This is a genomic window from Agrobacterium sp. a22-2 (assembly GCF_012276985.1).
GTDB lineage: Bacteria > Pseudomonadota > Alphaproteobacteria > Rhizobiales > Rhizobiaceae > Allorhizobium.
The window spans coordinates 92,540-116,131 of the sequence record NZ_JAAXMM010000017.1 but is presented as its reverse complement, the minus strand read 5'-3'; the positions used below and the strand labels follow the sequence as shown (position 1 = coordinate 116,131).

Sequence of the window (23,592 nt, the reverse complement as noted above, 5' to 3'; positions counted from 1 at the left end):
CGGACAAGCATGGCGACAGCCACATTTTCCCTGACGGATCTGGAAACGATCGTGGCGGAGCGGGCGAAAGCCCGGCCGGAGGAGTCCTGGACGGCCAAACTCGTTGCCGCTGGGCAGGAGCGGGCCGCGAAAAAGCTCGGCGAAGAGGCCGTCGAAACGGTGATTGCCGCCGTCAGTAACGACAGGAACGGCCTGATCAGCGAGAGCGCCGACCTGCTCTATCACCTGATGGTCGTATTGAAAATTTCCGACATACCGCTACAAGCTGTAATGGACGAGCTTCAACGGCGCACGGCCCAGTCGGGTCTCAGTGAAAAGGCCAGCCGGCAGAATTGATGATGACAGCCACCAGGGAAGCCGAAGGACCGGAAGCGCTCGACCATTTCCAGGCGAACGATTATTCCCCCTACCATTTCTTCAGCTCGGAGGAATGGTCCCGCTTTCGGGCCGATACGCCGCTGACACTGACGCTCGACGAAGTGCATCGCCTGCGCTCCATCGGCGACCCTGTGGATCTTGCCGAAGTGCGGCGGATCTATCTGTCGCTGTCGCGCCTGCTCTCCGCCCATGTGGAGTCCTCGCAGTTGCTGTTCGAGCAGCGCAACCGGTTCCTGAGTCTCGCCGACGTCACCAAGACGCCGTTCGTCATCGGCATTGCCGGCTCGGTCGCCGTGGGGAAATCGACCACGGCGCGTATTCTGAAAGAGCTTCTGGCCCGCTGGCCTTCCAGCCCCAAAGTGGACCTAGTTACCACCGACGGCTTTCTCTATCCCAATTCCGTGCTCATTCGCGAAAACAAGCTGAACCGCAAGGGTTTTCCGGAAAGCTACGATACCGGCCAACTTCTGCGCTTTTTGTCGGCGATCAAGGCCGGACGACCGAATGTCAAGGCGCCGTGTTATTCGCATCTGACCTATGACGTGCTGCCGAACGAGCACAAGATCATCGACCGCCCGGATATCCTGATCTTCGAAGGAATCAATGTCCTGCAGTCGCGTGATCTGCCAGCCGATGGCAAGATCGTGCCGATCGTCTCCGACTTCTTCGACTTCTCGATCTATATCGATGCCAAGGAAGAACTGATCCACCACTGGTATGTCGAACGCTTCATGCGGCTGCGCGAAACGGCGTTCCGCGATCCGAATTCGTACTTCAATCGCTATGCGGCGATCAGCGAGACGGCGGCCTTGGACATTGCCGAAGGTCTGTGGACCAACATCAACCTCAAGAACCTGCGCGAAAACATACTGCCGACCCGACCGCGTGCCGATCTCATCCTGCAGAAGGGCGAGAATCACCTGATCGAGCAGGTTGCGCTGAGAAAGCTGTAGATTCCGGCGGGTGCTTCAGACCGCGGCATTGCTCGGCCGGGCGATCCTATTCCCCGCGACCAGCCGTCCGACAATCACCCAGACGACGGCGCAAAGCGGAATGAGGATGGTGACGGCGATCAAAAACGCCTTCAGACCGAGCGTCAGCACCGGCAACATCCAGAGCGCGACCAGCAGAAGGCGCGGCACTGCGATGCCCTTTGCGAAAAAGTACATCGCCGCCACCGCAGCCGGTATGGTGTCATAGGTGTAGCCGTAAGGCGTGGCGAGCAGCGCCATCAAGGCCGTCAGGCAAGTCCGCGTGCCATGATCCAGCTTCGTGCGCGGCAGCCAGGTCCAGACCGTGGCAGCAATCGCCGCGCAGGTCACGATGCCCTGCCAGGCATAAGCGGCACCAAGTCCCAGGCCGAAGGATCGGACCATGATGAAATTCGTCACCGCGTTCAAATGATAGGGCTGCGGATAAGGGGCTTCCATGATCGTTGACATCAGCGGCATGGTCTTGGCAGCGAACAGATGCCAGGTCTCAAAACCGAACAGAAGGCCCGTGATGATCGCGATAGCGAGCGCCGTGACAGCGGCCGCCGCGAAGGCGCGAAAACTGCCGCTGGCCAGAAGGGCAAAGGGCAGCAGGATGCCAAGATGCGGCTTGATCGTCAGGATACCGATCAGAATGCCGCTGATGACGGGCCGTTTTGGCAACAAAGCAAGGCCGCCGATCAACAAGGCCGCGGTGAGCGCACCATTCTGCCCGAAGGCGGCATTGACCAGGACCGGCGGGCTGAGCAGGACAGCCAGGCGATAGGTGGTCGGAACGCCCAGGGGCCGCATGGCCAGAAACAACAGGCCGGCTGTCAGTACGGTCCAGAGAACAAAGGCGGCCTGGATCGGCAGGAGAGCCAGCGGCGCGCCGATCAGCAGGATCGACGGCGGATAGCTCCATTCCTGATTGGCCATATCAGGCATAAACATGCGGCGGAGTTCGGCCCGATAGGCATCAACATCAAAGAGATAGGCCAGATGGCCGTCCAGCACCATGCGGCTGCCGGCCCAGAGATTGCTGAAATCCCAGTAGGGTGTGCCCTTGGTGATGGGGGACAGACCGTCCGGGCTTAATTGCCAGAGCAGGTAATGGTAACGGATGCCGATCAGCAGGCCCGCAACGATGATGAAAAGCGCGAATTTGACATCGCTTCTCGTCCCGTCTGTCTGCCGATCCATTGCCACCTGCCCGCGCTATCGCCATTGTTCGTGTCTGTGGCCAAGGCTAAGTGACGCGCCGTAATGTGAGGTTAATACGTCCGCCATTTTTGAGCAGCGTCGACGTCGCCGGATAGATCCGGTCGACGCCGTGGAAGCACAGCCTGCCCTCCCCGCCAAGGACGATGGCGTCACCGCTTTTCAGTTTCAGGGATTGTGTGCTGTCCTTGCGAGAGGTGCCGCCAATGCGAAACAGGCAGGTATTGCCGAGCGACAGCGAGACGACCGGTGCTGCGAAATCGGTCTCGTCACGATCCTGGTGCAGCCCCATCCGAGCACCGTCCTCGTAGAAATTGATGAGGCAGGCCTCCGGTGGCTTGGAGTAGTCGGCCAGATCCGCCCAGATATCCAGCAAAGCTTCGGGAATGGCCGGCCAAGGCCTGCCGGTCACCGGATGGGTCGACTGATACCGGTAGCCACGGTCCTTGTCGGTGACCCAGCCAAGCGAACCGCAATTGGTCATGCGGACCGACATCGCAACGCCGGTCTTCGGCATGACCGGCACATAGAGCGGCGCCTGCGCCACGATCTCGCGAATCATCTCGACCAATGCCCGCTGCCGGGCCTCGTCCAAATAGCCAGGACTATAGCGAATACCATTCGACAGGATCATCGGTGCAGCACGCATCAATCTGATGAAAAGGCGGCCTGAGAGGGCCGCTTCACCAGTCCTTAATCCTAGTCGAGGTCCGGAATGCGCAGGACCTGACCCGGATAGATCTTGTCGGGATGGGTCAGCATCGGCTTGTTGGCCTCAAAGATCACCGTGTTCTTGGCACCCTTGCCCTTGCCGTACTGGGCTTCGGCGATCTTCCAGAGATTGTCGCCTTTCTTCACCGTGTAGAACACCGGCTCCTTGGCGGCGGGCGCATCGGCAACCTTCAACTCGCCGGCCTCGACTGCGGAAATGCCGAGCGTGTTGCCAACGGCAATGATGGCCTTTTCAAACGCTGTCTGATCCTTCACTTCGCCTTTGAGCACAACCTTGTCATCAACGACGGTCACCTGGACCTTGTCGGTACCGAGATCGTGCGACGCCAGTTCCTTCTCGACGGCGGCGGCCTCCGGTGCGTCATCGTCGCTACCCAGACCAAGCTTCTTGCCGGCATTCTTGATAAAGCTGAACAATCCCATGGGACGACCTCCTTTTTGTGTCTCCTACCTGCAGATGAAACCAGGTGCGCCGAAAATACAAGCGATTTGCTAAATTACATAGCAGACATTCAATCGCCGTCCGGACCTTTGCGCAGCTTCTTGATTTCGCCTCGCCCCGTCTTGGCCTTCAGGCGACGCTCTACCGATCCCTTGGTCGGCTTGGTCTTGCGACGGGGCGGAGGCGGCGGCTCCGCGGCCTTCAGCAACAGTTCTTTCAGCCGTTCGCGCGCATCCTCACGATTGCGTTCCTGGCTGCGAAAACGGCTCGCCTCAATCAGCAGCACGCCCTCCTTGGACAGGCGACGGCCGGCAAGCCTGACGGCATTATCCTTGACACGATCGGGAAGGGAGGGGGAACCGACGAGATTGAAGAACAGCTGAACGGCGGTCGAGACCTTGTTGACATTCTGTCCGCCGGGACCGCCGGCCAGCACGAATTGCTCGGTCAGTTCCCAACCGGCAATGGTGATCCTGTCATTGATGAAGAGTGCGTCGCTGGCCATGATATCGGTCTATCCCATATCCGGCGCGTCTCGAAAACAGCCTTGTGGAAAAAATGCGAAAGCCCGGCGAAGTTGTTTTCGCCGGGCTTCGGGATCGGATGGGCCGCAGTTTACTCGGCGGCGATATTGGCGCTCGGCGCGGCGTCGCGAACCTTGCCGTCGACATGGTCTTCGAACTTGGCGAAATTGGTGATGAACATCGCCACCAGCTTCTTGGCCTGGGCATCATAATCGCTGCCATCGGCCCAGGTCGAACGCGGATCGAGAATGGCATTGTCCACGCCATCCACCGCGACCGGAACCGCGAAGCCGAAATTCGGATCGATCCGCATCTCAACCTTCTTCAGGTCGCCGCTCAGGGCCGAGGTCAGGAGCGCGCGCGTCGCCTTGATCGGCATGCGGTGACCGGTGCCGTAAGCGCCGCCGGTCCAGCCGGTGTTGACCAACCAGCAATCCACGCCGTGGCGATCGATCAGATCGCGCAGCAGGTTGCCGTACTCGGCGGGATGGCGCGGCATGAAGGGTGCACCGAAGCAGGTCGAGAAGGTTGCTTCAGGCTCGGTCACGCCCCGCTCGGTACCGGCCACCTTGGCGGTGTAGCCTGAGAGGAAGTGGTACATGGCCTGTTCGGGTGACAGGCGGGCGATCGGCGGCATGACGCCGAAGGCATCGGCCGTCAGCATGATGATCGTCTTCGGGTGGCCGGCGATGCCGGTGTCCGATGCGTTCGGAATGAAGTGCAGCGGATAGGCGCAACGCGTATTCTCGGTCTTCGAGCCGTCGTTGAAATCGGGGACGCGGTTCTCGTCCAGGACGACGTTTTCCAGCACGGTGCCGAAACGCTTGGTCGTGGCATAGATTTCCGGTTCGGCTTCAGCCGACAGGCGGATGGTCTTGGCGTAGCAGCCGCCTTCGAAGTTGAAGATGCCATCTTCGCCCCAGCCATGCTCGTCATCACCGATCAGGGTGCGCGTCGGGTCGGCAGACAGGGTGGTCTTGCCGGTGCCGGACAGGCCGAAGAAGACGGCGGCGTCGCCGTCCGGGCCGACATTGGCCGAGCAATGCATCGGCATGACGCCCTTGGCAGGCAGATGATAGTTGAGGGCGGTGAACACCGACTTCTTGATCTCGCCTGCATACATCGTGCCGGCGATCAGCACGATATTGTTGGTGAAGTCGCAGGCAATCAGCGTTTCTGAACGGCAACCATGACGCTCGGGATCGGCACGGAAGCTCGGCAGATCGATGATCGTGAACTTGGGCTGAAAATCGGCAAGCGTCGAGCGGTCGGGCCGGATCAGCAGGTTGCGGATGAACAGGGAATGCCAGGCGAGTTCGGTGATGACGCGGGTCGGCAGCGCATTATGCTCATCAGCACCGCCGATCAGATCCTGCACGAACAGGTCCTTGCCGGCGACATGGGCCAGCATGTCCTGATGCAGATGGGCAAACTGCTCGGGAGACATCGGCTTGTTGTTGTCCCACCAGATCTGGCTGGCGGTGTTGTGGTCGCGAACAATGTATTTGTCCTTGGGCGAGCGGCCGGTATGCTGTCCGGTGTCGGCGCAAAGGGCGCCATCGGCGGTCAGAACAGCCTCGCCACGCCTGATCGACTCTTCGTAGAGTTCACCCGGCTGGGCATTGTAGTGGACGCGGGCGGCAGCGCCCAGACCAATCGTCTCCACCCCGATCAAGGGATTGTTCACTCCAAGCTCCTCCATGGTCACTCTTCCTTTTCAGTTGGGTGAATGCGTTTGAATTTGGGGCGAACCTAGAGGCGCTTTTCGACAAACGCAAGATACTCTAGAAAATATATCAATAAATTCAAAGATTTAATCGATTTAAATTTGCCGCGAGCTTTTTTAATCGTTTTGAAAAGCCCCTTTTGGCAGGCTCGCACGCCGCCTCATACACCCGATTTGGTGGTCTCTGCTGGCCGGCCCTTTATCTTTGCCACAATTTGTTCCACCTTTATCCTCATTAAGCGCTTCAACGCTGCCATAGCCCGGGCTGGGAAAATGCCAGGAGTTGCGCTTCATGATGACGGAGACCAGTTGCATGCAAACAATCGCGCTTGTTGATGACGACCGCAACATTCTGACGTCGGTGTCGATCGCACTCGAGGCGGAAGGGTATAAGGTGGAGACCTATACCGATGGCGCTTCGGCGCTGGACGGTCTGTTGGCGCGCCCGCCGCAACTGGCGATCTTCGACATCAAGATGCCGCGCATGGACGGAATGGAGCTTTTGCGGCGGTTGCGGCAGAAGTCGGATCTGCCGGTCATCTTCCTGACCTCGAAGGACGAGGAAATCGATGAATTGTTCGGCCTCAAGATGGGCGCCGACGACTTCATTACCAAACCGTTCTCGCAGCGCCTGCTGGTCGAGCGGGTGAAAGCCATTCTTCGGCGGGCCGCGAGCCGCGAAGGTGCAGCGGCCGGCACCGGTGGAACTCCGAAGACGGCCGGCGAGCAGCAGGCCCGCAATCTCGAGCGCGGCCAGTTGGTGATGGACCAGGAGCGCCACACCTGTACCTGGAAGGGTGATCCGGTCACCTTGACCGTTACCGAGTTCCTGATCCTCCACTCCCTGGCCCAGCGCCCGGGCGTCGTGAAGAGCCGCGACGCGCTGATGGATGCCGCGTATGACGAACAGGTCTACGTGGACGACCGCACGATCGACAGCCATATCAAGCGCCTGCGCAAGAAGTTCAAAATGGTCGATACGGATTTCGATATGATTGAGACCCTCTACGGGGTCGGCTACCGTTTCCGCGAAGCAGCGTGACAAGCGCCCAGGCGGCCGCTATGCCCTTGGCGGAGGCGGCGCCTGCGTGGCGTGGTGGTACGATCCGAAAGGTTTGAGAGTTGGAAAGGCGGTTGTCGGATAGGGAAGCGGACAGGCTGGATGGCTTTGACGAAGAGCCAAAAGCGTTCTTTTCCCATCCCTTCACATTGATCCGCCGCATATTCGGTAATGCGGTGTTCTCCAGCCTGACGCGCCGCATCGTGTTCTTCAATCTTGCGGCCCTGGTCGTGCTGGTCGGCGGCATCATGTATCTCAACCAGTTCCGCGAGGGGCTGATCGATGCCCGCGTCGAAAGCCTGTTGACCCAGGGCGAGATCATCGCCGGGGCAATCTCGGCCTCTGCATCGGTCGATACCAACTCCATCACCATCGACCCGCAGAAACTGCTCGAATTGCAGGCGGGACAGAGCATCACGCCGGTCCCCAACGATGAGGATCTCGAATTTCCGATCAATCCGGAACGCGTCGCGCCGGTGTTGCGCCGGCTGATTTCGCCGACCCGCACCCGCGCCCGGCTGTTTGACGCGGATGCCAACCTGCTGCTGGATTCCCGGCACCTCTATTCGCGTGGGCAGGTGCTGCGCTTCGATCTGCCGCCGCTGGAGACCGAGAATGGCGGCTGGGCGGAATGGCCGGCGCGCATATTCAACAAGCTGCTGCAGCCGAGCAACCTGCCACTCTACAAGGAAACGCCCGGCGGCGACGGATCGATCTATCCGGAAGTGATGAATGCGCTGACCGGCGTGCGCGGTGCCGTCGTGCGTGTGACGGACAATGGCGAACTCATCGTTTCGGTCGCCGTGCCCGTGCAACGCTTCCGCGCCGTGCTCGGCGTGCTGCTCCTGTCGACCCAGGCCGGCGATATCGACAAGATCGTCCATGCAGAACGGTTGGCAATCCTGCGGGTGTTCGGAGTTGCGACCCTTGTCAATATCATCGTCTCGCTGCTGTTGTCCTCCACCATCGCCAACCCGCTGCGCCGCCTTTCGGCTGCCGCCATCCGGGTCCGGCGCGGAGCGAAAGAGCGCGAGGAGATACCGGATTTCTCCGCCCGTCAGGACGAGATCGGCAATCTTTCCATCGCCTTGCGAGAAATGACCACAGCGCTTTACGATCGGATCGACGCGATCGAGAGCTTTGCGGCCGATGTGAGCCACGAGCTGAAGAACCCGCTGACTTCGCTTCGCAGCGCCGTCGAGACCCTGCCGCTTGCCCGCAACGACCAATCGAAGCAGCGGCTGATGGATGTGATCCAGCACGACGTGCGCCGGCTCGACCGATTGATCAGCGATATTTCCGACGCTTCGCGCCTCGACGCCGAACTGGCGCGCGCCGATGCGAAACCGGTCGACATGGAGGCGCTGCTCGGCAATCTGGTCGAAGTGTCACGACAGATCCGAAGCACCAAGAAGCCTGTCGAGCTCGATTACCTGATCGACCAGAAGCCCGGCAGCCGGACACGCTTCATGGTCAACGGCCACGACCTGCGGCTTAGCCAGATCATTACCAATCTGATTGAAAATGCGCGCTCCTTCGTTCCGGAGAAGGGCGGCAAGATTTCTGTCAGGCTGTCGCGCACTCGCGGACGCTGCACGGTGCAGATCGAGGATAACGGTCCCGGCATTCAGGCGGAAGACATCGATCGGATCTTCGAGCGCTTCTACACGGACCGGCCGGAGGGCGAGAGTTTCGGCCAGAATTCCGGCCTCGGACTGTCGATCAGCCGGCAGATCGCCGAAGCGCATGGTGGCACGCTGCGGGCAGAGAATATCATTGACAGCGAGACGCGCAGCATAAAGGGCGCCCGTTTCGTTCTGACCTTGCCAGCCGAACCCGCATCATGACCACGGTGCAGGCCAATGTTCATGCGACCGCGATCGTTATCGGCACGACGGGCCTGTTGTTCATTGGCCCGTCAGGTGCGGGGAAGTCGTCGCTGGCCTTTGCATGCATGGCCGACGCCCGTAGAAGGCAGCAATTCGCCGCGCTTGTCTCCGACGACCGAGTTATCGTCTCTCTGCACGGCGACCGGCTGATTGCCAGCGGGCCGGAGAGCATCAAGGGGCTTCTCGAACTGCGCTACGGCGGGATCGTGACGGTCCCGCATATCGGTGCCGCGGTGCTGGACTATGCTATTCTTCCGGTGGCGGGGGACGAGGCGGAACGGCTTCCTCCGGACGGTGAAATGGTCGACGTCCTGCCGCATTGCAGGCTGCCGGGGATACGCGTGCCGCGCGATATCGGTGAGCCATTGGCGGCCATTGCGGCGCTGATTTCCGCTCGCACAGGCTCGCCCCTGTCCAAAGGACTATCATTTTAAGCTTGCACTTCGCATTTTCATTGCCAAGATGGCGGCCCGATGATGGACGAACCTGTTGCATTGCGGTAACTGGCGATCGGTAGCGTAAAGCTAGGGAGCGATAATCGAATGATCGGACTTGTGCTTGTCACTCATGGCAAGCTGGCTGAAGAGTTTCGTTACGCTGTGGAGCACGTGGTCGGCCCGCAGAAGTTTATTGAAACGGTATCCATTGGTCCGGAAGATGATATGGATCAGCGCCGTCAGGATATACTAGACGCGGTGATGCGCGCCGATGACGGTCATGGCGTGATCATTCTGACAGACATGTTTGGCGGAACACCTTCCAATCTTGCCATCTCGGTGATGAACAACGGTCGGATCGAGGTTATCGCCGGCGTCAACCTGCCCATGCTGATCAAGCTGGCGGGTGTGCGCGGCGAGAACAACATGGAAAAAGCGTTGGTCGATGCCTCCGAAGCGGGACGGAAATACATCAATGTCGCAAGCCGCGTTCTCAGCGGCAAATAGCGGGTCAGGCCCTTGAATTCGTCCAATCCCCTTTCCCGCGAACTGCTGATCATCAACAAGCGTGGACTTCATGCCCGGGCATCGGCCAAATTCGTCCAGACCGTTCAGGGCTACGACGCGGCGATCACCGTCGCCAGGGACGGCACGACCGTCGGCGGAACGTCGATCATGGGCCTGATGATGCTGGCCGCCAGCCCCGGCAGCACCATTCTCGTCACCGCAAGCGGCAACCAGGCCTGCGAAGCCTTGGAGGCTCTTGCAGAACTGATCGCCAACCGGTTCGGCGAGGAAATCTGATTCAGAAAGCAAACATAAAGATATAAAGACCTCTTTATATCTTTATTGCCAGACTGTGGAAAGCCTGCTAAACGGCAGGCAGAGATCCGTCGCCCAAAAGCGCGGGTGCCATCGGCGTCAGAGCTGTCATTCCCATCGGAAGAACAGGTCGGAAGCGCCTCAATCCACGCCTGGAGAGCTTCATGAGCACACACAAGGACTACGTTGTCGCCGATATCGGCCTTGCCGCCTACGGCCGCAAGGAACTGGACATCGCTGAAACTGAAATGCCCGGCCTGATGGCCTGCCGCGAAGAGCTTGGCGCGTCCAAGCCGCTGAAGGGCGCCCGGATCACCGGTTCGCTGCACATGACGATCCAGACGGCTGTCCTGATCGAAACCCTGACGGCGCTGGGCGCCGAGGTTCGCTGGGCATCCTGCAACATCTTCTCCACCCAGGATCACGCCGCCGCCGCAATCGCCGCAACGGGCGTTCCGGTTTTCGCGATCAAGGGTGAAAGCCTTGAGGACTACTGGGAATATACCGACAGGATCTTCCAGTGGGCCGATGGCGGTTTCTCCAACATGATCCTGGATGATGGCGGCGATGCCACCATGTATATCCTGCTTGGCGCCCGCGCCGAGGCCGGCGAGGACGTGCTGTCCAATCCGCAGTCCGAAGAAGAAGTCATTCTGGTGGCCCAGATCAAGAAGCGCCTCAAGGCATCGCCCGGCTGGTTCACCAAACAGCGCGACGCCATCAAGGGCGTGACCGAAGAAACCACCACGGGCGTTCACCGTCTGTACGAATTGTCGAAGAAGGGTCTCCTTCCCTTCCCGGCGATCAACGTCAACGACAGCGTGACCAAGTCGAAGTTCGACAACAAGTACGGCTGCAAGGAATCGCTGGTCGACGGCATCCGCCGCGGCACCGACGTGATGATGGCCGGCAAGGTTGCCGTCGTCTGCGGCTACGGCGATGTCGGCAAGGGTTCGGCCGCGTCGCTGCGCGGCGCCGGCGCCCGCGTCAAGGTGACGGAAGTCGATCCGATCTGCGCTTTGCAGGCCGCCATGGACGGCTTCGAAGTGGTAACCCTTGAAGACGTCGTCTCGTCTGCCGACATCTTCATCACCACGACCGGCAACAAGGACGTCATCCGCATCGAGCATATGCGCGAGATGAAGGACATGGCGATCGTCGGCAACATCGGCCACTTCGACAACGAGATCCAGGTTGCCGCGCTGAAGAACCTGAAATGGACCAATATCAAGCCGCAGGTCGACGTGATCGAGTTCCCCAAGGGCAACCGCATGATCCTTCTGTCGGAAGGCCGCCTGCTGAACCTCGGTAACGCCACCGGTCATCCGTCTTTCGTGATGTCCGCCTCGTTCACCAACCAGGTTCTGGCCCAGATCGAACTGTTCACCAAGCCTGACCACTACAAGAACGAAGTCTATGTCCTGCCCAAGCACCTCGACGAGAAGGTGGCTCGCCTGCATCTCGCCAAGCTCGGCGTCAAGCTGACCGAACTCTCGGACGAGCAGGCCGCCTATATCGGCGTCACGACGACCGGACCGTTCAAGGCAGACCACTACAGATATTAACAGACCTCTTCATATCCACAACATATAGTGTAACGCGGCCTTGACAAAGGCCGCGTTTTCTTTTTTGGGGCACGCCCTTCCCGCAGATTCCCTTAGACGGTATTGTTTTAGAACTTGATTCGCACCGCTTGCGTTCCTGCAGCGATGCGAAATTGGGATGTCTTGTCGACGATGCGGCACATATGACGGAGACAGACCGAGGATGTCGGTAAAAAAAGAATTTTCGAGCGCCCCGGTCACCAAGGGCGGCGCCGATGAAACAGCGACGCGTGGCTGGATCCAGTCCTCGGCAGGCGGTCTGTTTCGATGCGGAATCATGGGCCGCAGCCGGGGTCGCGCGGTGATTGACGCCTGCCATCTTCTTCGCGCCGGAACGGTGCTTGCCGGGTTTGCCATCGGAGCGGGTGCGGCGCGGGCCGAAACCCTGCTTCCCGCATCGACGTCCAGCATTACCTCCTTCGAGATCGTTGGCCTGGCACTGGTCGTCGGCGCCATCTCGGCGACTGCCCTTTCGGCTCTCTGGCTGCAGCGGCAACGGGGCAGCATCGAAGCGGAGAGCCAGGAAATCCGCTCGGCGCTCTCCGACGCCCAACAGCGCATATCCCGTTATCAGGCCCTGATCGCCGACAAGAACCGGCGGATCGTCATCTGGGACGGACACAATGGCAAGCCCGAATTTCTTGGGCATCTGCCGGGTGAAACCGGCGCGCCGCAGAACGACAACGACTTCCTGGCCTTCGGCAAATGGCTGAGAGCCGCTTCGGCAACCGAACTGGAACAGGCGATCGAGCGGCTGCGCTTCAATGCCCAGAGTTTCGATCTGATCGTCGAGACCCAACGGGACGAGGTCCTGGAGATCCAGGGGCGCGTCTCCGGCGGCCGCGCCTTTGCGCGGTTCGTGGCGCTCAACAACCTGCGCGCCGAACTGGCCGAGCTGAAGATCGAAAAAGCTCGGATGAAGAATGCCGTCGAGACCTTCGAGGCATTGCTCGACGCGATCGAACAGCCGGTCTGGCAGCGCGACAATGAAGGCCGCCTGACCTGGGTCAACCACGCCTATAGCGAGGCGGTCGAAGCCAGTTCGCCAGGCCAGGCCATCGGCGAAAGCCGCGAGGTTCTAGGCTCGATTGTACGGGAGAGAATCCGTGCTGTGTTGACGCCGGAAACAGCGTTCCACGACACAGTGTCCACCGTGGTTCACGGCAACCGCACCTTTTTCGATGTGGTCGACACCAAGACGCCGGCCGGGTCATGCGGCATGGCCATCGACGTTTCGCGTGCCGAAGCATTGAAGGAAGAGTTGCAACGAACCCTGAAAAGCCACGCCGAAACACTCGACCATCTGGCAACCCCCGTCGCCATCTTTGACGGCGACCGCCGACTGCAGTTCTACAACCAGGCCTTCGTACAGCTTTGGGGCCTTGAGCCGGCGTTCCTCGAAACGCGACCGGACAATAGCGAGCTGCTCGATCGCCTGCGGTCTGCCAACAAGCTGCCGGAGCAGCTGAACTGGAAGACCTGGAAGGAAAATACGCTTTCCGTCTACCGCGCCATCGATACCCAGACGGATCTCTGGCATCTGCCCAACGGACAGACGCTGCGGGTTATCGCCTCCGCCCATCCGCAGGGCGGCGCGACCTGGGTCTTCGAGAACCTGACCGAGCAGGTCGATCTTGAGACACGATACAACACGCTGGTACGGGTTCAGGGCGAGACCATCGATCATCTGTCGGAAGGCGTCGCCGTGTTCGGGCCAGACGGACGCATCCGGCTTTCAAATCCGGCTTTCCGGGCCCTCTGGGGGATCAGCGAGGCCGAGGCGACGCCGGGCACCCATATCCGGGCGATCGAAACCGCCTGCGCACCGTCCTATGACAAAGCGGATGGCTGGAAGGCGTTCAGCCAGATGATCACCAGCTTTGAAGACGAGCGGCCATCGAGCGACGGTACCATCGAGCTGTTTTCCGGCCTCGTCCTCGACTATGCAGTGATCCCGCTGCCCAACGCCCAGACCATGCTGACCTTCGTCAACATGACCGACAGCGTTCGTGCCGAACGGGCACTGAAGGAAAAGAATGAAGCGCTTCGCAAGGCCGACGAGCTCAAGAACGATTTCGTCCAGCATGTCTCCTATGAGCTACGGTCGCCGCTGACCAATATCATCGGCTTCACCGATCTTCTGAAGGCCCCCTCGACCGGCCCGCTCAACCAGCGCCAGTCGGAATATGTCGATCATATTTCCACCTCGTCGTCGGTCCTGCTGACCATCGTCAACGACATTCTTGATCTGGCGACCGTCGATGCGGGGATCATGCGGCTTAACTATTCGCAGATCGATCTTGGCGACCTGTTGGATGACGTATCGATCCAGATGACCGACCGGCTGCAGGAAAGCAACGTGACGCTGGAAATTTCGGCACCGGCGCAGCTTGGAACTCTGATTGCCGATCAGCAGCGCCTGAAGCAGATCCTCATCAAGATCTTGACCAATGCCGTCAATTTTTCGGCCGAAGGCGGTTCCGTCACGCTCAAATGCTGGCGCGAGGGCGAAGACTTCGTCTTCTCCGTCAGTGACAGCGGCTGCGGCATTGCCCAAGATATGCTCCCTGCCGTCTTCCAGCGGTTCTCGGCAAGCGGCAAGGGCGGCAAGCGCAGCGGCGCCGGCCTGGGGCTGTCGATCGTCGAGAGCTTCGTCAGCCTTCACAACGGTGCCGTGTCGATCGAGAGCAGCCCGGGACAAGGGACGACGGTTCTCTGCCGCATTCCGTCCAATACCATGCCGCAGTCCATCGCTGCCGAATGATGCCATGACCGGAACAATCTCTCTTTCGCTTGCCAGCGAAACCGATACGGCAAGGCTTGGAGAAGATCTGGCGCTTGCCGTCCGGAAAGGCGATTGCCTGGCGCTGTCGGGTGATCTGGGCGCGGGCAAGTCGACGCTGGCGCGGGCATTGCTGCGCGCCATGGCCGATGACGACCACCTTGAAGTTCCAAGTCCCACCTTCACCCTGGTCCAGACCTACGATCTGCGTCTGCCCATCGCCCATTTCGACCTCTACCGGCTGGGTGATCCGTCGGAACTTTATGAACTCGGCTTCGAGGAGGCGCTGGAAGCCGGCGTCTGCCTGGTGGAATGGCCTGACAAGGCTGCCGATCTGCTGCCGACCGACCTGATCACCTTGACTTTCGGCTTCGAACCCGCCGGCGGCCGACGTCTGACTATCAGCGGATCCGAGCCGAGGCTTGCCCGCATTCGCCGCGTTCTCGTCATCCGGCAATTTCTCGCCAGCCAAGGGCTTGGTGATGCGCAACGCCGACATCTGACCGGCGACGCCTCGACACGTGCCTATGAGTATGTTCTGGCGACCGGCCGCGACCGTATGGTTCTGATGGATGCGCCGCGCCAGCCGAACGGCCCGCCGATCCGCGACGGAAAGCCCTATTCGCAGATCGCCCATCTCGCCGAAGACGTCTACCCCTTCGTCGCGCTGGCGAAAACTCTGCGAAGCAAGGGATTTGCCGCACCGAAGATTCTCGACGGCGATTACGAGCAGGGCATTTTGCTGATCGAAGACCTCGGCACCGGCATGGTGATCGATGAGGCGGGCCGGCCGATTGCCGAGCGCTATCGTGCCTCGGTCGCCTGTCTCGCCCGTATTCACCAGACGCCCTTCGAGCGGGACATTGCCGTCACCGGCGACCATATCCACCGCATCCCCGATTTTGACCGGACCGCCATGAAGATGGAGGTCGAACTGCTGCTGGACTGGCACCTGCCATGGAAACGCAACGCGCCGGCCACAACAGTTGAGCGGGAGCAGTATCTTGCCATCTGGGACGGACTGATCGACCAGCTCTCCACCGTTGAAAAGACGTTGGTGCTGCGCGACTTCCATTCGCCGAACATCATCTGGCGGGCACAGGAGGACGGCATAAAGCGGATCGGACTGATCGATTTCCAGGATGCGATGATCGGCCCGTCTGCCTATGACCTGGTGTCGATCGTCCAGGATGCCCGCGTGACCGTGGATCGCCCTTTGGCGGACCAGCTGATGCAGGATTATCTGGCCGCACGGCGGGCGGGCGGAAGCTTCGATGAGGCCTCGTTCCTGAAGAGCTGGGCGATCATGTCGGCGCAGCGGGCCTGCAAGCTCAACGGGCTTTGGGTTCGCCTGATGCAGAGGGACAAGAAGCCCGCCTATATGAAGCACATGCCGCGCACGCTCTGGCATCTTTCGGTGGCCTTCGAGCACGAGGCGCTTGCCCCCTTGCGGGAATGGTGTGCAAGAGTTGGAATCGGACACACCGAATCAACCCTGCAGGAACGATGACAATCACCAATGCGATGGTTCTGGCAGCCGGGCTCGGCACCCGGATGCGGCCGATAACCGATCAGATCCCCAAACCGCTGGTCCGTGTCGCCGGCAAGCCGATGATCGACTATGCGCTCGACCTGCTGGCGGAGGCGGGTGTGCGCCGTGCCGTGGTCAATGTCCATCACTTCGCCGACCAGATGGTGGATCATCTCAAGGACTATCCTCGGCTGGAGATCATCGTTTCCGATGAACGCGCTGGGCTGATGAATTCTGGCGGCGGGCTTGCCAAGGGATTGAAGCTGCTCGATCGCAGCACCGTACTTGTCATGAACGCCGATCTGTTCTGGATCGAAAGCGAAACGGCGGCGAAAACCAATCTTCAAAGGCTTGGCGACGCCTTCGACCCTGATCGGATGGATATGGTGATGCTCTGCGCCGATCCCGCCCGCACCACCGGCCATAACGGCAAGAATGATTTCAACCTGGCAGCGGACGGACTGCTGACCCGCTACCAGGCCGGGGATCCCCATCCGGTCATTTATGCCGGCGCCCTGGCCATGCAGCCCGGTCTGCTCGACGATGCGCCGGACGATGCCTTCAACCTCAACATCTATTTCGACCGGGCGATCGCTGCCGGGCGGCTCTATGGCATCGGCCTGGACGGCCACTGGCTGACGGTCGGCACGCCCGACGCGATCGGCGCGGCGGAAGACGTGATCGCCCGCCTCACAGTCGGCGTATAGATCATGGAAGAGGCCAGTCGCCGCAACGTCCTGACCATACCGCCGGGCCAGCCCTTTCTAAGGTTATTGGCCGCTTCCCTTTGTGACGGGCGCCTTTGCGACGGTTTCCGATACGACCCTTCCGATCCGCTGTCGCTGGCAAAAGTGACGATCCTGGTGCCGACGCGGCGCGCCGCCCGCTCCCTGCGCTCGGAGTTCGTGGACCTGCTGGGCGGACAATCCGCCATCCTCCCCGTGATCCGGCCGCTTGGCGAAACCGATGACGATAGCGGCTTCTTCGAAAGCGATGCGCCGGCGCTTTTTGATCTGGCACCGGCGATCAGCAACACGGTCAGGCTGCTTGAACTGGCGCAGCTCATTCTGGCCTGGCGAAACCGTTTGCCGGCTATCGTTCTCAGCATTCATTCGGACACGCCGCTGGTGGCACCCGCAAGTCCGGCGGACGCGGTCTGGCTGGCGCGGGCGCTGATCGAGCTGATCGACGCGGTGGAAACGGAAGACGGGGACTGGGCCGATCTCGACAGACTGGATGCCCGCGACTACGCCTCGTGGTGGCAGCTGACGCTGGAATTCCTGCGGATTGCCAGCCTGTTCTGGCCGGCGCGCCTGGAAGAACTGGGCCGAGCCTCTCCCGTGCGGCACCGCAACGCCCTTTTGCGCGCCGAGGCGCGGCGGATCGCCGGCCTTGGCGACGGCGGGCCGGTGATCGTGGCCGGCTCGACCGGATCGATTCCGGCAGCCACCGACCTGATCGCGGCAATCGCCTCGTTGCCGCAGGGGGTGGTCGTCCTGCCGGGGCTCGACCTGTCCATGCCGCAGGAGCAATGGCAGACGATCGGCGGCCCGGCAGATGCCGGCGGGCTATCGGACCCAGCTGGCCGCGGGCACCCGCAATACGGACTGTTTAAACTGCTCGAAAAGCTGCATGTGACCCGCGACGACGTCACCCTGCTGGACCCAGCCGACGAGACCTTGAGCGACCGCGCCGAGATCCTGTCCCGCGCCATGGCGCCTGCCGGTGCCACGGACGGCTGGACAGCCTGGCGCGACACCTTCGACGACGACCGCTTCGACCGAGCCTTTGCCGATGTGGCGCTGATCGAGACTGCCAACGAGCGGGAGGAAGCCACCGCCATTGCCATTGCCCTTCGGCTGGCGCTGGAGGAGCCCGGTGCCGACGGCGACAGCCGCGCGGCGTTGATCACGCCCGACAGGAACCTGGCCCGGCGGGTGACTGCCGAACTGGCACGTTTCGGGATCATCGCCGACGATTCGGCCGGTACGCCGTTCAGCGCGACGCCGCAAGGAACGCTTCTCAACCTGGCACTCGAAGCGGCACTGCGGCCGGGCGATCCGGTCGCCATCGTCGCCCTGTTGAAGCATCCCCTCGCCCGTTTCGGTTTCACCGAGGCCGACTGCCGCGAGGCGGTCGATACGTTGGAGATCATCGCCTTGCGCGGCGGCATCGGATCCGTCGACATCAGCGCCCTTGAACCGCTGCTTCAAGCCCAGGCAAAAGCCCAGGCGGAGGACCGGCATAAGCGCCAATGGCGTGTGTCCATGTCGGAAGAGGCACTGGATAGGGCGGGCAAGCTTGCGCGGACCATCGCTCTTGCCGTCGAGCCGCTGGCGGGCCTCGTCGTCCAACGGCCGGATGGCGGGCACCTGACCAGCCGCCTGTCGCTGTCCGGCTGGGCCGAGCGCAGCGGTCGGGTGCTTGAGGCCATATGTGCCGAGCCGGACGGAAATCTTGCAGCGCTCTGGTCCGATGAAGCCGGCGAAACCCTGGCGCGACTCTTAAGCGAAGTCATGCAGACGGACGGACAGATCGAGGCCGACGGCCCGCAATGGATCGATATCGCCATGGCGCTGGTGGCTGGCGAAGCCGTCAAGCCGGCTGCCATGCGGCACCCCCGGATTTTTGTGTTCGGTACGCTGGAGGCGCGCCTCCAGTCCGTCGATACGCTGGTGCTGGGTGGGTTGAACGAGGGCTCATGGCCCGGCCAGACCACCAACAATCCCTTCCTGTCGCGCAGCATGAAGACGCAGATGGGCCTGGAACCGCCGGAACAGCAGATCGGCCAGTTGGCCCACGATTTCGAGATGGCAAACGGCACCCGCAAGCTGATCTATTCCCGCGCCTTGCGGCAAGGCTCGGCACCGACCGTCGCATCCCGCTGGCTGCAGCGCCTGCTGGCTCTGGGAGGCAAGGGCTTTGCCAGTGACCTGAAGGCGCGGGGCAATCGCTATCGCCATTTTGCCGATCTGATCGACAGCGGCAGCGACCAGGCGCCAGCCATGCGACCCGCACCGACACCGCCTGTGGAGCTTCAGCCCAAACGCTATTCGTTCAGCGAAGTGGGGCGGCTGCGCCGCGACCCCTATGCGATCTACGCGCGACGTATCCTGCGGCTCGATCCGGTCGATCCGTTCAACCGCGACCCCGGCGCATCCGAGCGAGGAACGCTCTATCACCGGATCGTCGAGCGTTTTGTTCGTGAAGTACCCTCACCTCAGGACCCCGATGCTGCGCAACGGCTGCATGCTATTGCTCAAGAGGTCTTTGATGCCGAACGGCTGCCGCCCCATATCGACGTGGTCTGGCGCCAGCGGTTTGTCGATGTCGGCCGCGCATTTCTGCACTGGGAAAGGACACGGGACCGGACCGCGACCAGAATCCTCACCGAGGTGCCGGCCGGCATGGAGCTTGAGCAGATCGGTATCAGGCTGACCGGCGTCGCAGACCGCATCGATATCAAAGGTGGCGGTTTTGCCGATATCATCGACTACAAGACCGGATCGAGCCCCAGCGTGTCGCAGGCGCGCAGCCTGCTTGATCCGCAACTGGCGCTGGAGGCCGCGGCCTTGAAGGCCGGCGCCTTCCGCAATGCGGGCCGGTTGACGCCGGAAAACCTTCTCTATGTGCGGCTGCGGCCGGGCCACCGCTTCAAGGCGGAGGCGGTCAACAACGAGCTGACGGGGCGCGGCGACAATGCCAAGTCGGCGGTCGATCTTGGCGAACAGTCGATTGCCGAGCTGGTGCGGTTTGTTGCCCTGTTGCAGGCCGGAGAGAAGGGTTTCGTCTCCCGACTGATGCCGGCCCAGCAGAACGATTTCAGCGGCGAATACGACCATCTCGCCCGGGTCGCCGAATGGTCGACGGCGGAAGCCGAGGAGGTGGCCGGTGACGAGTGAAATCGACCATCTGCCCGACAGCGACAGCCCGCTCGCCTGGATCGACTGGACCTCGGCCCAGCAGGCGCTGGCCTCGGATCCGGGCCGCTCGGCCTGGGTGTCGGCCAATGCCGGCTCGGGCAAGACCCATGTGCTGACGCTGCGGGTGATCCGACTGCTCCTGGCGGGAACGCGCCCGTCGTCCATTCTCTGCCTGACCTATACCAAGGCAGCGGCTTCCGAAATGTCGAACCGGGTGTTCGAACGGCTGGCGGAATGGGCGACCCTGCCCGACGAACAGCTCGCCGGGCGCATTGCGCAGATCGAAGGTCGAGCGCCGGACCGGGTAAAAATTGCCGCGGCGCGGCGGCTGTTTGCCCGAGCGCTGGAGACGCCCGGCGGCCTGAAGATCCAGACCATTCACGCCTTCTGCGAAGCGCTCCTGCACCAGTTTCCGCTCGAGGCCAATGTGGCAGGGCATTTTTCCGTGCTCGACGACCGGGCTTCGGCCCTGCTCCTGTCCGATGCCCGTCGCTCGCTGCTGACGGCAACGACGGCGGAAGGTGACGCAGCACTGGCCGATGCCTTTTCCCTGGCACTCAGTCTCGGCGACGAATTCGAGCTGGAGGCCCTGCTCGGCGATATCGTCGCCAACCGGCATGCGGTGCGCACGTTCATGGAATGGGCGGAGCGCCGGGGCGGCAGCGATGTTGCGCTTCGCGAAGCCTTGGCGATCTCCATCGACGATACGGAAATCAGTCTTGCCGCCAACTACTGGCCCCTGCCCGGCCTGAGCGGTTCCGTTCTCTCAACCTATATCGACCTTGCCCGGACCAAGGGCAGCGAGAGTGTCCAGACGATTGCCTCGGGGCTGGAACAGGCGGTTCAAGAGACGGATCCTATCCGCCGCGCCGAAGTGCTGGAGGGCTGTTTCTACACGCAAGCTGACAAGCCGAAAGCCGACAGGACGCTGCTGGCCGCCGCCATGAGCAAGGCAGCGCCCGACCTGATGGATGCCGTGATCGCGGCACGGGAGCATGTGGTGGCCTGCCGTGATCGCTTGCGGATCTTTCGGCTCTATACCGCCACCCGCGCTGCCCTGCTGCTCGCCCAGCGGCTCGACCACGATTACGAGGACCTGAAGAAGGGACGCAGCCAGCTGGATTTCGAGGACCTGATTGCACGATCGGCAGCGCTCCTGACCAAGAGCCAGGTCGGTCCATGGGTGCATTACAAGCTGGACCAGGGCATCGATCATATCCTCGTCGACGAGGCCCAGGATACCAGTCCCGTGCAATGGTCGGTGATCCGCTCGCTGCGCGAGGACTTCTTTTCCGGCGCCAGCGCCCGCACGGTGACACGCACCTTCTTTGCCGTCGGCGACGAGAAGCAGTCGATCTATTCCTTTCAGGGCGCCCGGCCGGAACGGTTTTCGCAGGAAGGGTCGCTCACCGCGCAGGAAGTCCAGACCGGCGGCGAGACCTTCAGTGCCGTGCGGCTGCCTTTGTCGTTTCGATCGACATCGGCCGTGCTGTCCGCCGTTGACCAGGTCTTTTCGCAAGCTGACAATGCCCGGGGCCTGAGTGCAGCTAACGACGCGGTGGTGCACATGTCCAGCCGCTCTGGGCATCCGGGTGCTGTCGATCTCTGGGACATGGTGGCGGCGGAACCGTTGGACAAGGAAGAGGACTGGACCGCGCCCTTCGATGCCACACCGGAAAGCGCCCCGTCCTCCATCCTGGCACGGCGCATCGCCCATCGGATCGAGGCGATGATCGGCAAGGAAACGATCATCGAAAAGGATGTGGAGCGGCCGATAGAGGCCGGCGACATTCTGATCCTGGTGCGCAAGCGCGGCGCTTTCGTCAATGCCCTGACCCGTGCCCTGAAAAGACGGGACAATATTCCGGTGGCGGGGGCCGACCGGCTGAAGCTCACCGGCCACATCGCGGTCCAGGATCTGCTGGCGCTTGGGCGGTTCGTTCTGCTGCCGGCCGACGACCTGTCGCTGGCCGCCATTCTGAAGAGCCCGCTCTTCGACCTGACCGAGGACCATGTCTTCACGGTTTGCGCCTTGCGGGAGAAACACGAAAGCGTCTGGCAGGCCTTGCAGCGGCTGGCTCATGCAGACGAGTCTCCATGGCAGACGGTTTTGGCGCGTCTGTCCAGTTACATCTCGCTCTCCCGCCGTCTTCCGCCGCACGATTTCTATGCCCATGTCCTTGGGTCGCTGGGCGGCCGGCGTGCCTTTCTGGCGCGCCTCGGCAGCGAGGTCAGCGATATCCTCGACGAGTTCCTCAATTTCGCGCTCGCCTACGAGACATCAGGCCTTCCGGGCCTGCAATCCTTCGTGACCGTGCTCGAACAGGAAGCGCCCGAGGTCAAGCGCGAACAGGACAAGGAACGCAGCGAAGTGCGGGTGATGACGGTGCATGCCTCCAAGGGCCTGGAAGCACCGATCGTTTTCCTAGTCGATGATGGCGCCAAGGCCTTCAACCACACGCATCTCGCCAAGTTCCGGATGATCCCCATGGATCCGGATCGTCCGCCCGTACCGATCTGGACGCCGGTCAAGGGGCTCGACAATTCAGTGACCTCGGCAGATACGGCCCGGGTCAAGCGGCTTGCCGAGGAAGAATACCGGCGCCTGCTCTATGTCGGCATGACACGCGCCGCAGACCGGTTGATCGTCTGCGGCTATCGCGGCAAGCAGCAGCAACCGGATGTCTGGCACAGCATGATTACCGGCGCCCTGGCGCTTGATGCCGATCGCTGTAAGCCGGTTCGCTTTTCCGGCCCGGACGGCGACTGGGGCGGCCTGTCCTGGCAATTGCCTCCTTCAGGCCGGACCTTTGAAGCTCGAAAGGAAAGCGAGAAGACCGGGGTTTCCGAACCGCTGCCCGAGGCGCTGTCGCGGCCCGCGCCGCAACAGACACGGTTGCCGCGGCCGCTCAGCCCATCGGGCGCCGGAACGGTGATCGACGACGACGCCGGCGATCTCCTGGTCAGTTCGCCGCTATTCGGGGAAAAGCAGAATGCCGGGCTCGCGCTGCAAAAGGGCCGGCTGGTGCACCGCATGCTGCAGGTTCTGCCGGCCTTTTCAAAGGCCGAGCGCTTCGAGGCCGCTGAACGCTACGTGGGGCGGGCCGCGCGTTTCTGGCCGGCGGCGGATCGTGCCCGGCTGCTGGACGATGTGATGGCCGTGCTCGACCATCCGCAGCTCCAGGAGGTGTTCTCCGCCCACGGACAGGCAGAAGTATCGGTCATGGGCACATTTCTGCTCAACGGCGAGGAAAGAACCGTCTCGGGCCGGATCGACCGGCTGGCCGTCACCGCGGACCGTGTCATTCTGCTCGACTACAAGACGAACCGCATGCCGCCAAAATCGCTGGCGGAGCTGCCCTTCGCCCATCGCGCCCAGTTGGCCATCTACCGCGAGATCCTTGGCCCCCTTTATCCCGGCAAGGTCTTCGATTGCCTGCTGGTCTATACCGAGGATGCGCGGGTTCTCTCGGTACCGGAAGCGGATCTGGCCCGCTCTCTTGCCGAGCTCAAGACAACGTGAGATACGGGGATATTGAAAAACCGGCGC

17 protein-coding genes and 1 pseudogene are annotated in these 23,592 nt (G+C 61.7%); 13 read left to right on the top strand and 5 right to left on the bottom strand.

The features are described from left to right. Nucleotides 1-9: 9 nt before the first annotated feature. Together HFC70_RS22865 and coaA are read left to right on the top strand one after the other, a co-directional pair. Complete coding sequence (locus HFC70_RS22865; RefSeq protein WP_168475605.1) at nucleotides 10-336, top strand: phosphoribosyl-ATP diphosphatase; 327 nt, start codon at nucleotides 10-12, stop codon at nucleotides 334-336. After that, complete coding sequence (gene coaA / locus HFC70_RS22860) at nucleotides 336-1,331, top strand: type I pantothenate kinase (protein WP_168475604.1); 996 nt, start codon at nucleotides 336-338, stop codon at nucleotides 1,329-1,331. The genes HFC70_RS22865 and coaA overlap by 1 nt, the downstream gene beginning before the upstream one ends. 15 nt (nucleotides 1,332-1,346) lie before the next feature. Here coaA and HFC70_RS22855 read toward each other — a convergent pair whose 3' ends face one another. The 5 genes from HFC70_RS22855 to HFC70_RS22835 all read right to left on the bottom strand — a co-directional run bounded on the left by HFC70_RS22855 (nucleotide 1,347) and on the right by HFC70_RS22835 (nucleotide 5,970). After that, complete coding sequence (locus HFC70_RS22855) at nucleotides 1,347-2,552, bottom strand: glycosyltransferase family 87 protein (protein WP_168475603.1); 1,206 nt, start codon at nucleotides 2,550-2,552, stop codon at nucleotides 1,347-1,349. A gap of 46 nt (nucleotides 2,553-2,598) precedes the next feature. After that, nucleotides 2,599-3,219, bottom strand: a complete 621-nt coding sequence (locus HFC70_RS22850) for an alpha-ketoglutarate-dependent dioxygenase AlkB (RefSeq protein WP_246735922.1) — start codon at nucleotides 3,217-3,219, stop codon at nucleotides 2,599-2,601. A 50-nt stretch (nucleotides 3,220-3,269) separates the two neighbouring features. Next, a complete protein-coding gene (gene lysM, locus HFC70_RS22845; protein WP_168475602.1) occupies nucleotides 3,270-3,725 on the bottom strand; it encodes a peptidoglycan-binding protein LysM in 456 nt (151 codons plus the stop codon). Nucleotides 3,726-3,814: 89 nt separating this feature from the next. Beyond that, nucleotides 3,815-4,249: an alternative ribosome rescue aminoacyl-tRNA hydrolase ArfB gene (arfB, locus tag HFC70_RS22840; RefSeq protein ID WP_168475601.1), complete on the bottom strand. Its 435-nt coding sequence runs from the start codon at nucleotides 4,247-4,249 to the stop codon at nucleotides 3,815-3,817. A 110-nt stretch (nucleotides 4,250-4,359) separates the two neighbouring features. Next, complete coding sequence (locus HFC70_RS22835; RefSeq protein ID WP_168475600.1) at nucleotides 4,360-5,970, bottom strand: phosphoenolpyruvate carboxykinase; 1,611 nt, start codon at nucleotides 5,968-5,970, stop codon at nucleotides 4,360-4,362. Nucleotides 5,971-6,307: 337 nt separating this feature from the next. Here HFC70_RS22835 and HFC70_RS22830 point away from each other — a divergent pair, with 337 nt between their 5' ends. The 11 genes and pseudogenes from HFC70_RS22830 (at nucleotide 6,308) to addA (ending at nucleotide 23,565) form a co-directional block, all read left to right on the top strand. After that, nucleotides 6,308-7,036 carry a response regulator transcription factor gene (locus tag HFC70_RS22830; protein WP_210259398.1) on the top strand — a complete coding sequence of 243 codons (729 nt, stop codon included), beginning with the start codon at nucleotides 6,308-6,310 and terminating at the stop codon, nucleotides 7,034-7,036. A gap of 149 nt (nucleotides 7,037-7,185) precedes the next feature. Then, nucleotides 7,186-8,901, top strand: a pseudogene (locus HFC70_RS22825) (stimulus-sensing domain-containing protein); the annotation flags it as partial. Then, the gene (locus tag HFC70_RS22820; protein WP_168475597.1) at nucleotides 8,898-9,377 is read left to right on the top strand and encodes an HPr kinase/phosphorylase; all 480 of its coding nucleotides are present in this window, start codon (nucleotides 8,898-8,900) and stop codon (nucleotides 9,375-9,377) included. The pseudogene HFC70_RS22825 and the gene HFC70_RS22820, both read left to right, overlap by 4 nt. Nucleotides 9,378-9,485: 108 nt before the next feature. Beyond that, nucleotides 9,486-9,887, top strand: coding sequence for a PTS sugar transporter subunit IIA (locus HFC70_RS22815; protein WP_168475596.1), 402 nt, complete (start codon nucleotides 9,486-9,488; stop codon nucleotides 9,885-9,887). Between the two features lie 12 nt (nucleotides 9,888-9,899). Continuing rightward, nucleotides 9,900-10,184 (top strand): HPr family phosphocarrier protein, encoded by a 285-nt coding sequence (locus tag HFC70_RS22810; protein WP_168475595.1) that lies wholly within the window; start codon nucleotides 9,900-9,902, stop codon nucleotides 10,182-10,184. Nucleotides 10,185-10,366: 182 nt separating this feature from the next. Then, a complete protein-coding gene (ahcY, locus tag HFC70_RS22805; protein ID WP_168475594.1) occupies nucleotides 10,367-11,767 on the top strand; it encodes an adenosylhomocysteinase in 1,401 nt (466 codons plus the stop codon). Between the two features lie 316 nt (nucleotides 11,768-12,083). Then, nucleotides 12,084-14,570, top strand: coding sequence for an ATP-binding protein (locus tag HFC70_RS22800; protein ID WP_246735924.1), 2,487 nt, complete (start codon nucleotides 12,084-12,086; stop codon nucleotides 14,568-14,570). A 4-nt stretch (nucleotides 14,571-14,574) separates the two neighbouring features. Then, nucleotides 14,575-16,098 (top strand): tRNA (adenosine(37)-N6)-threonylcarbamoyltransferase complex ATPase subunit type 1 TsaE, encoded by a 1,524-nt coding sequence (gene tsaE / locus HFC70_RS22795; RefSeq protein WP_168475592.1) that lies wholly within the window; start codon nucleotides 14,575-14,577, stop codon nucleotides 16,096-16,098. Next, complete coding sequence (locus tag HFC70_RS22790) at nucleotides 16,095-16,826, top strand: nucleotidyltransferase family protein (protein WP_168475591.1); 732 nt, start codon at nucleotides 16,095-16,097, stop codon at nucleotides 16,824-16,826. Before tsaE ends, HFC70_RS22790 begins: the two co-directional genes overlap by 4 nt. Before the next feature lie 3 nt (nucleotides 16,827-16,829). Beyond that, complete coding sequence (addB, locus tag HFC70_RS22785) at nucleotides 16,830-20,021, top strand: double-strand break repair protein AddB (RefSeq protein WP_168475590.1); 3,192 nt, start codon at nucleotides 16,830-16,832, stop codon at nucleotides 20,019-20,021. Beyond that, nucleotides 20,011-23,565: a double-strand break repair helicase AddA gene (gene addA / locus HFC70_RS22780; RefSeq protein WP_168475589.1), complete on the top strand. Its 3,555-nt coding sequence runs from the start codon at nucleotides 20,011-20,013 to the stop codon at nucleotides 23,563-23,565. Before addB ends, addA begins: the two co-directional genes overlap by 11 nt. Nucleotides 23,566-23,592 lie beyond the last annotated feature (27 nt).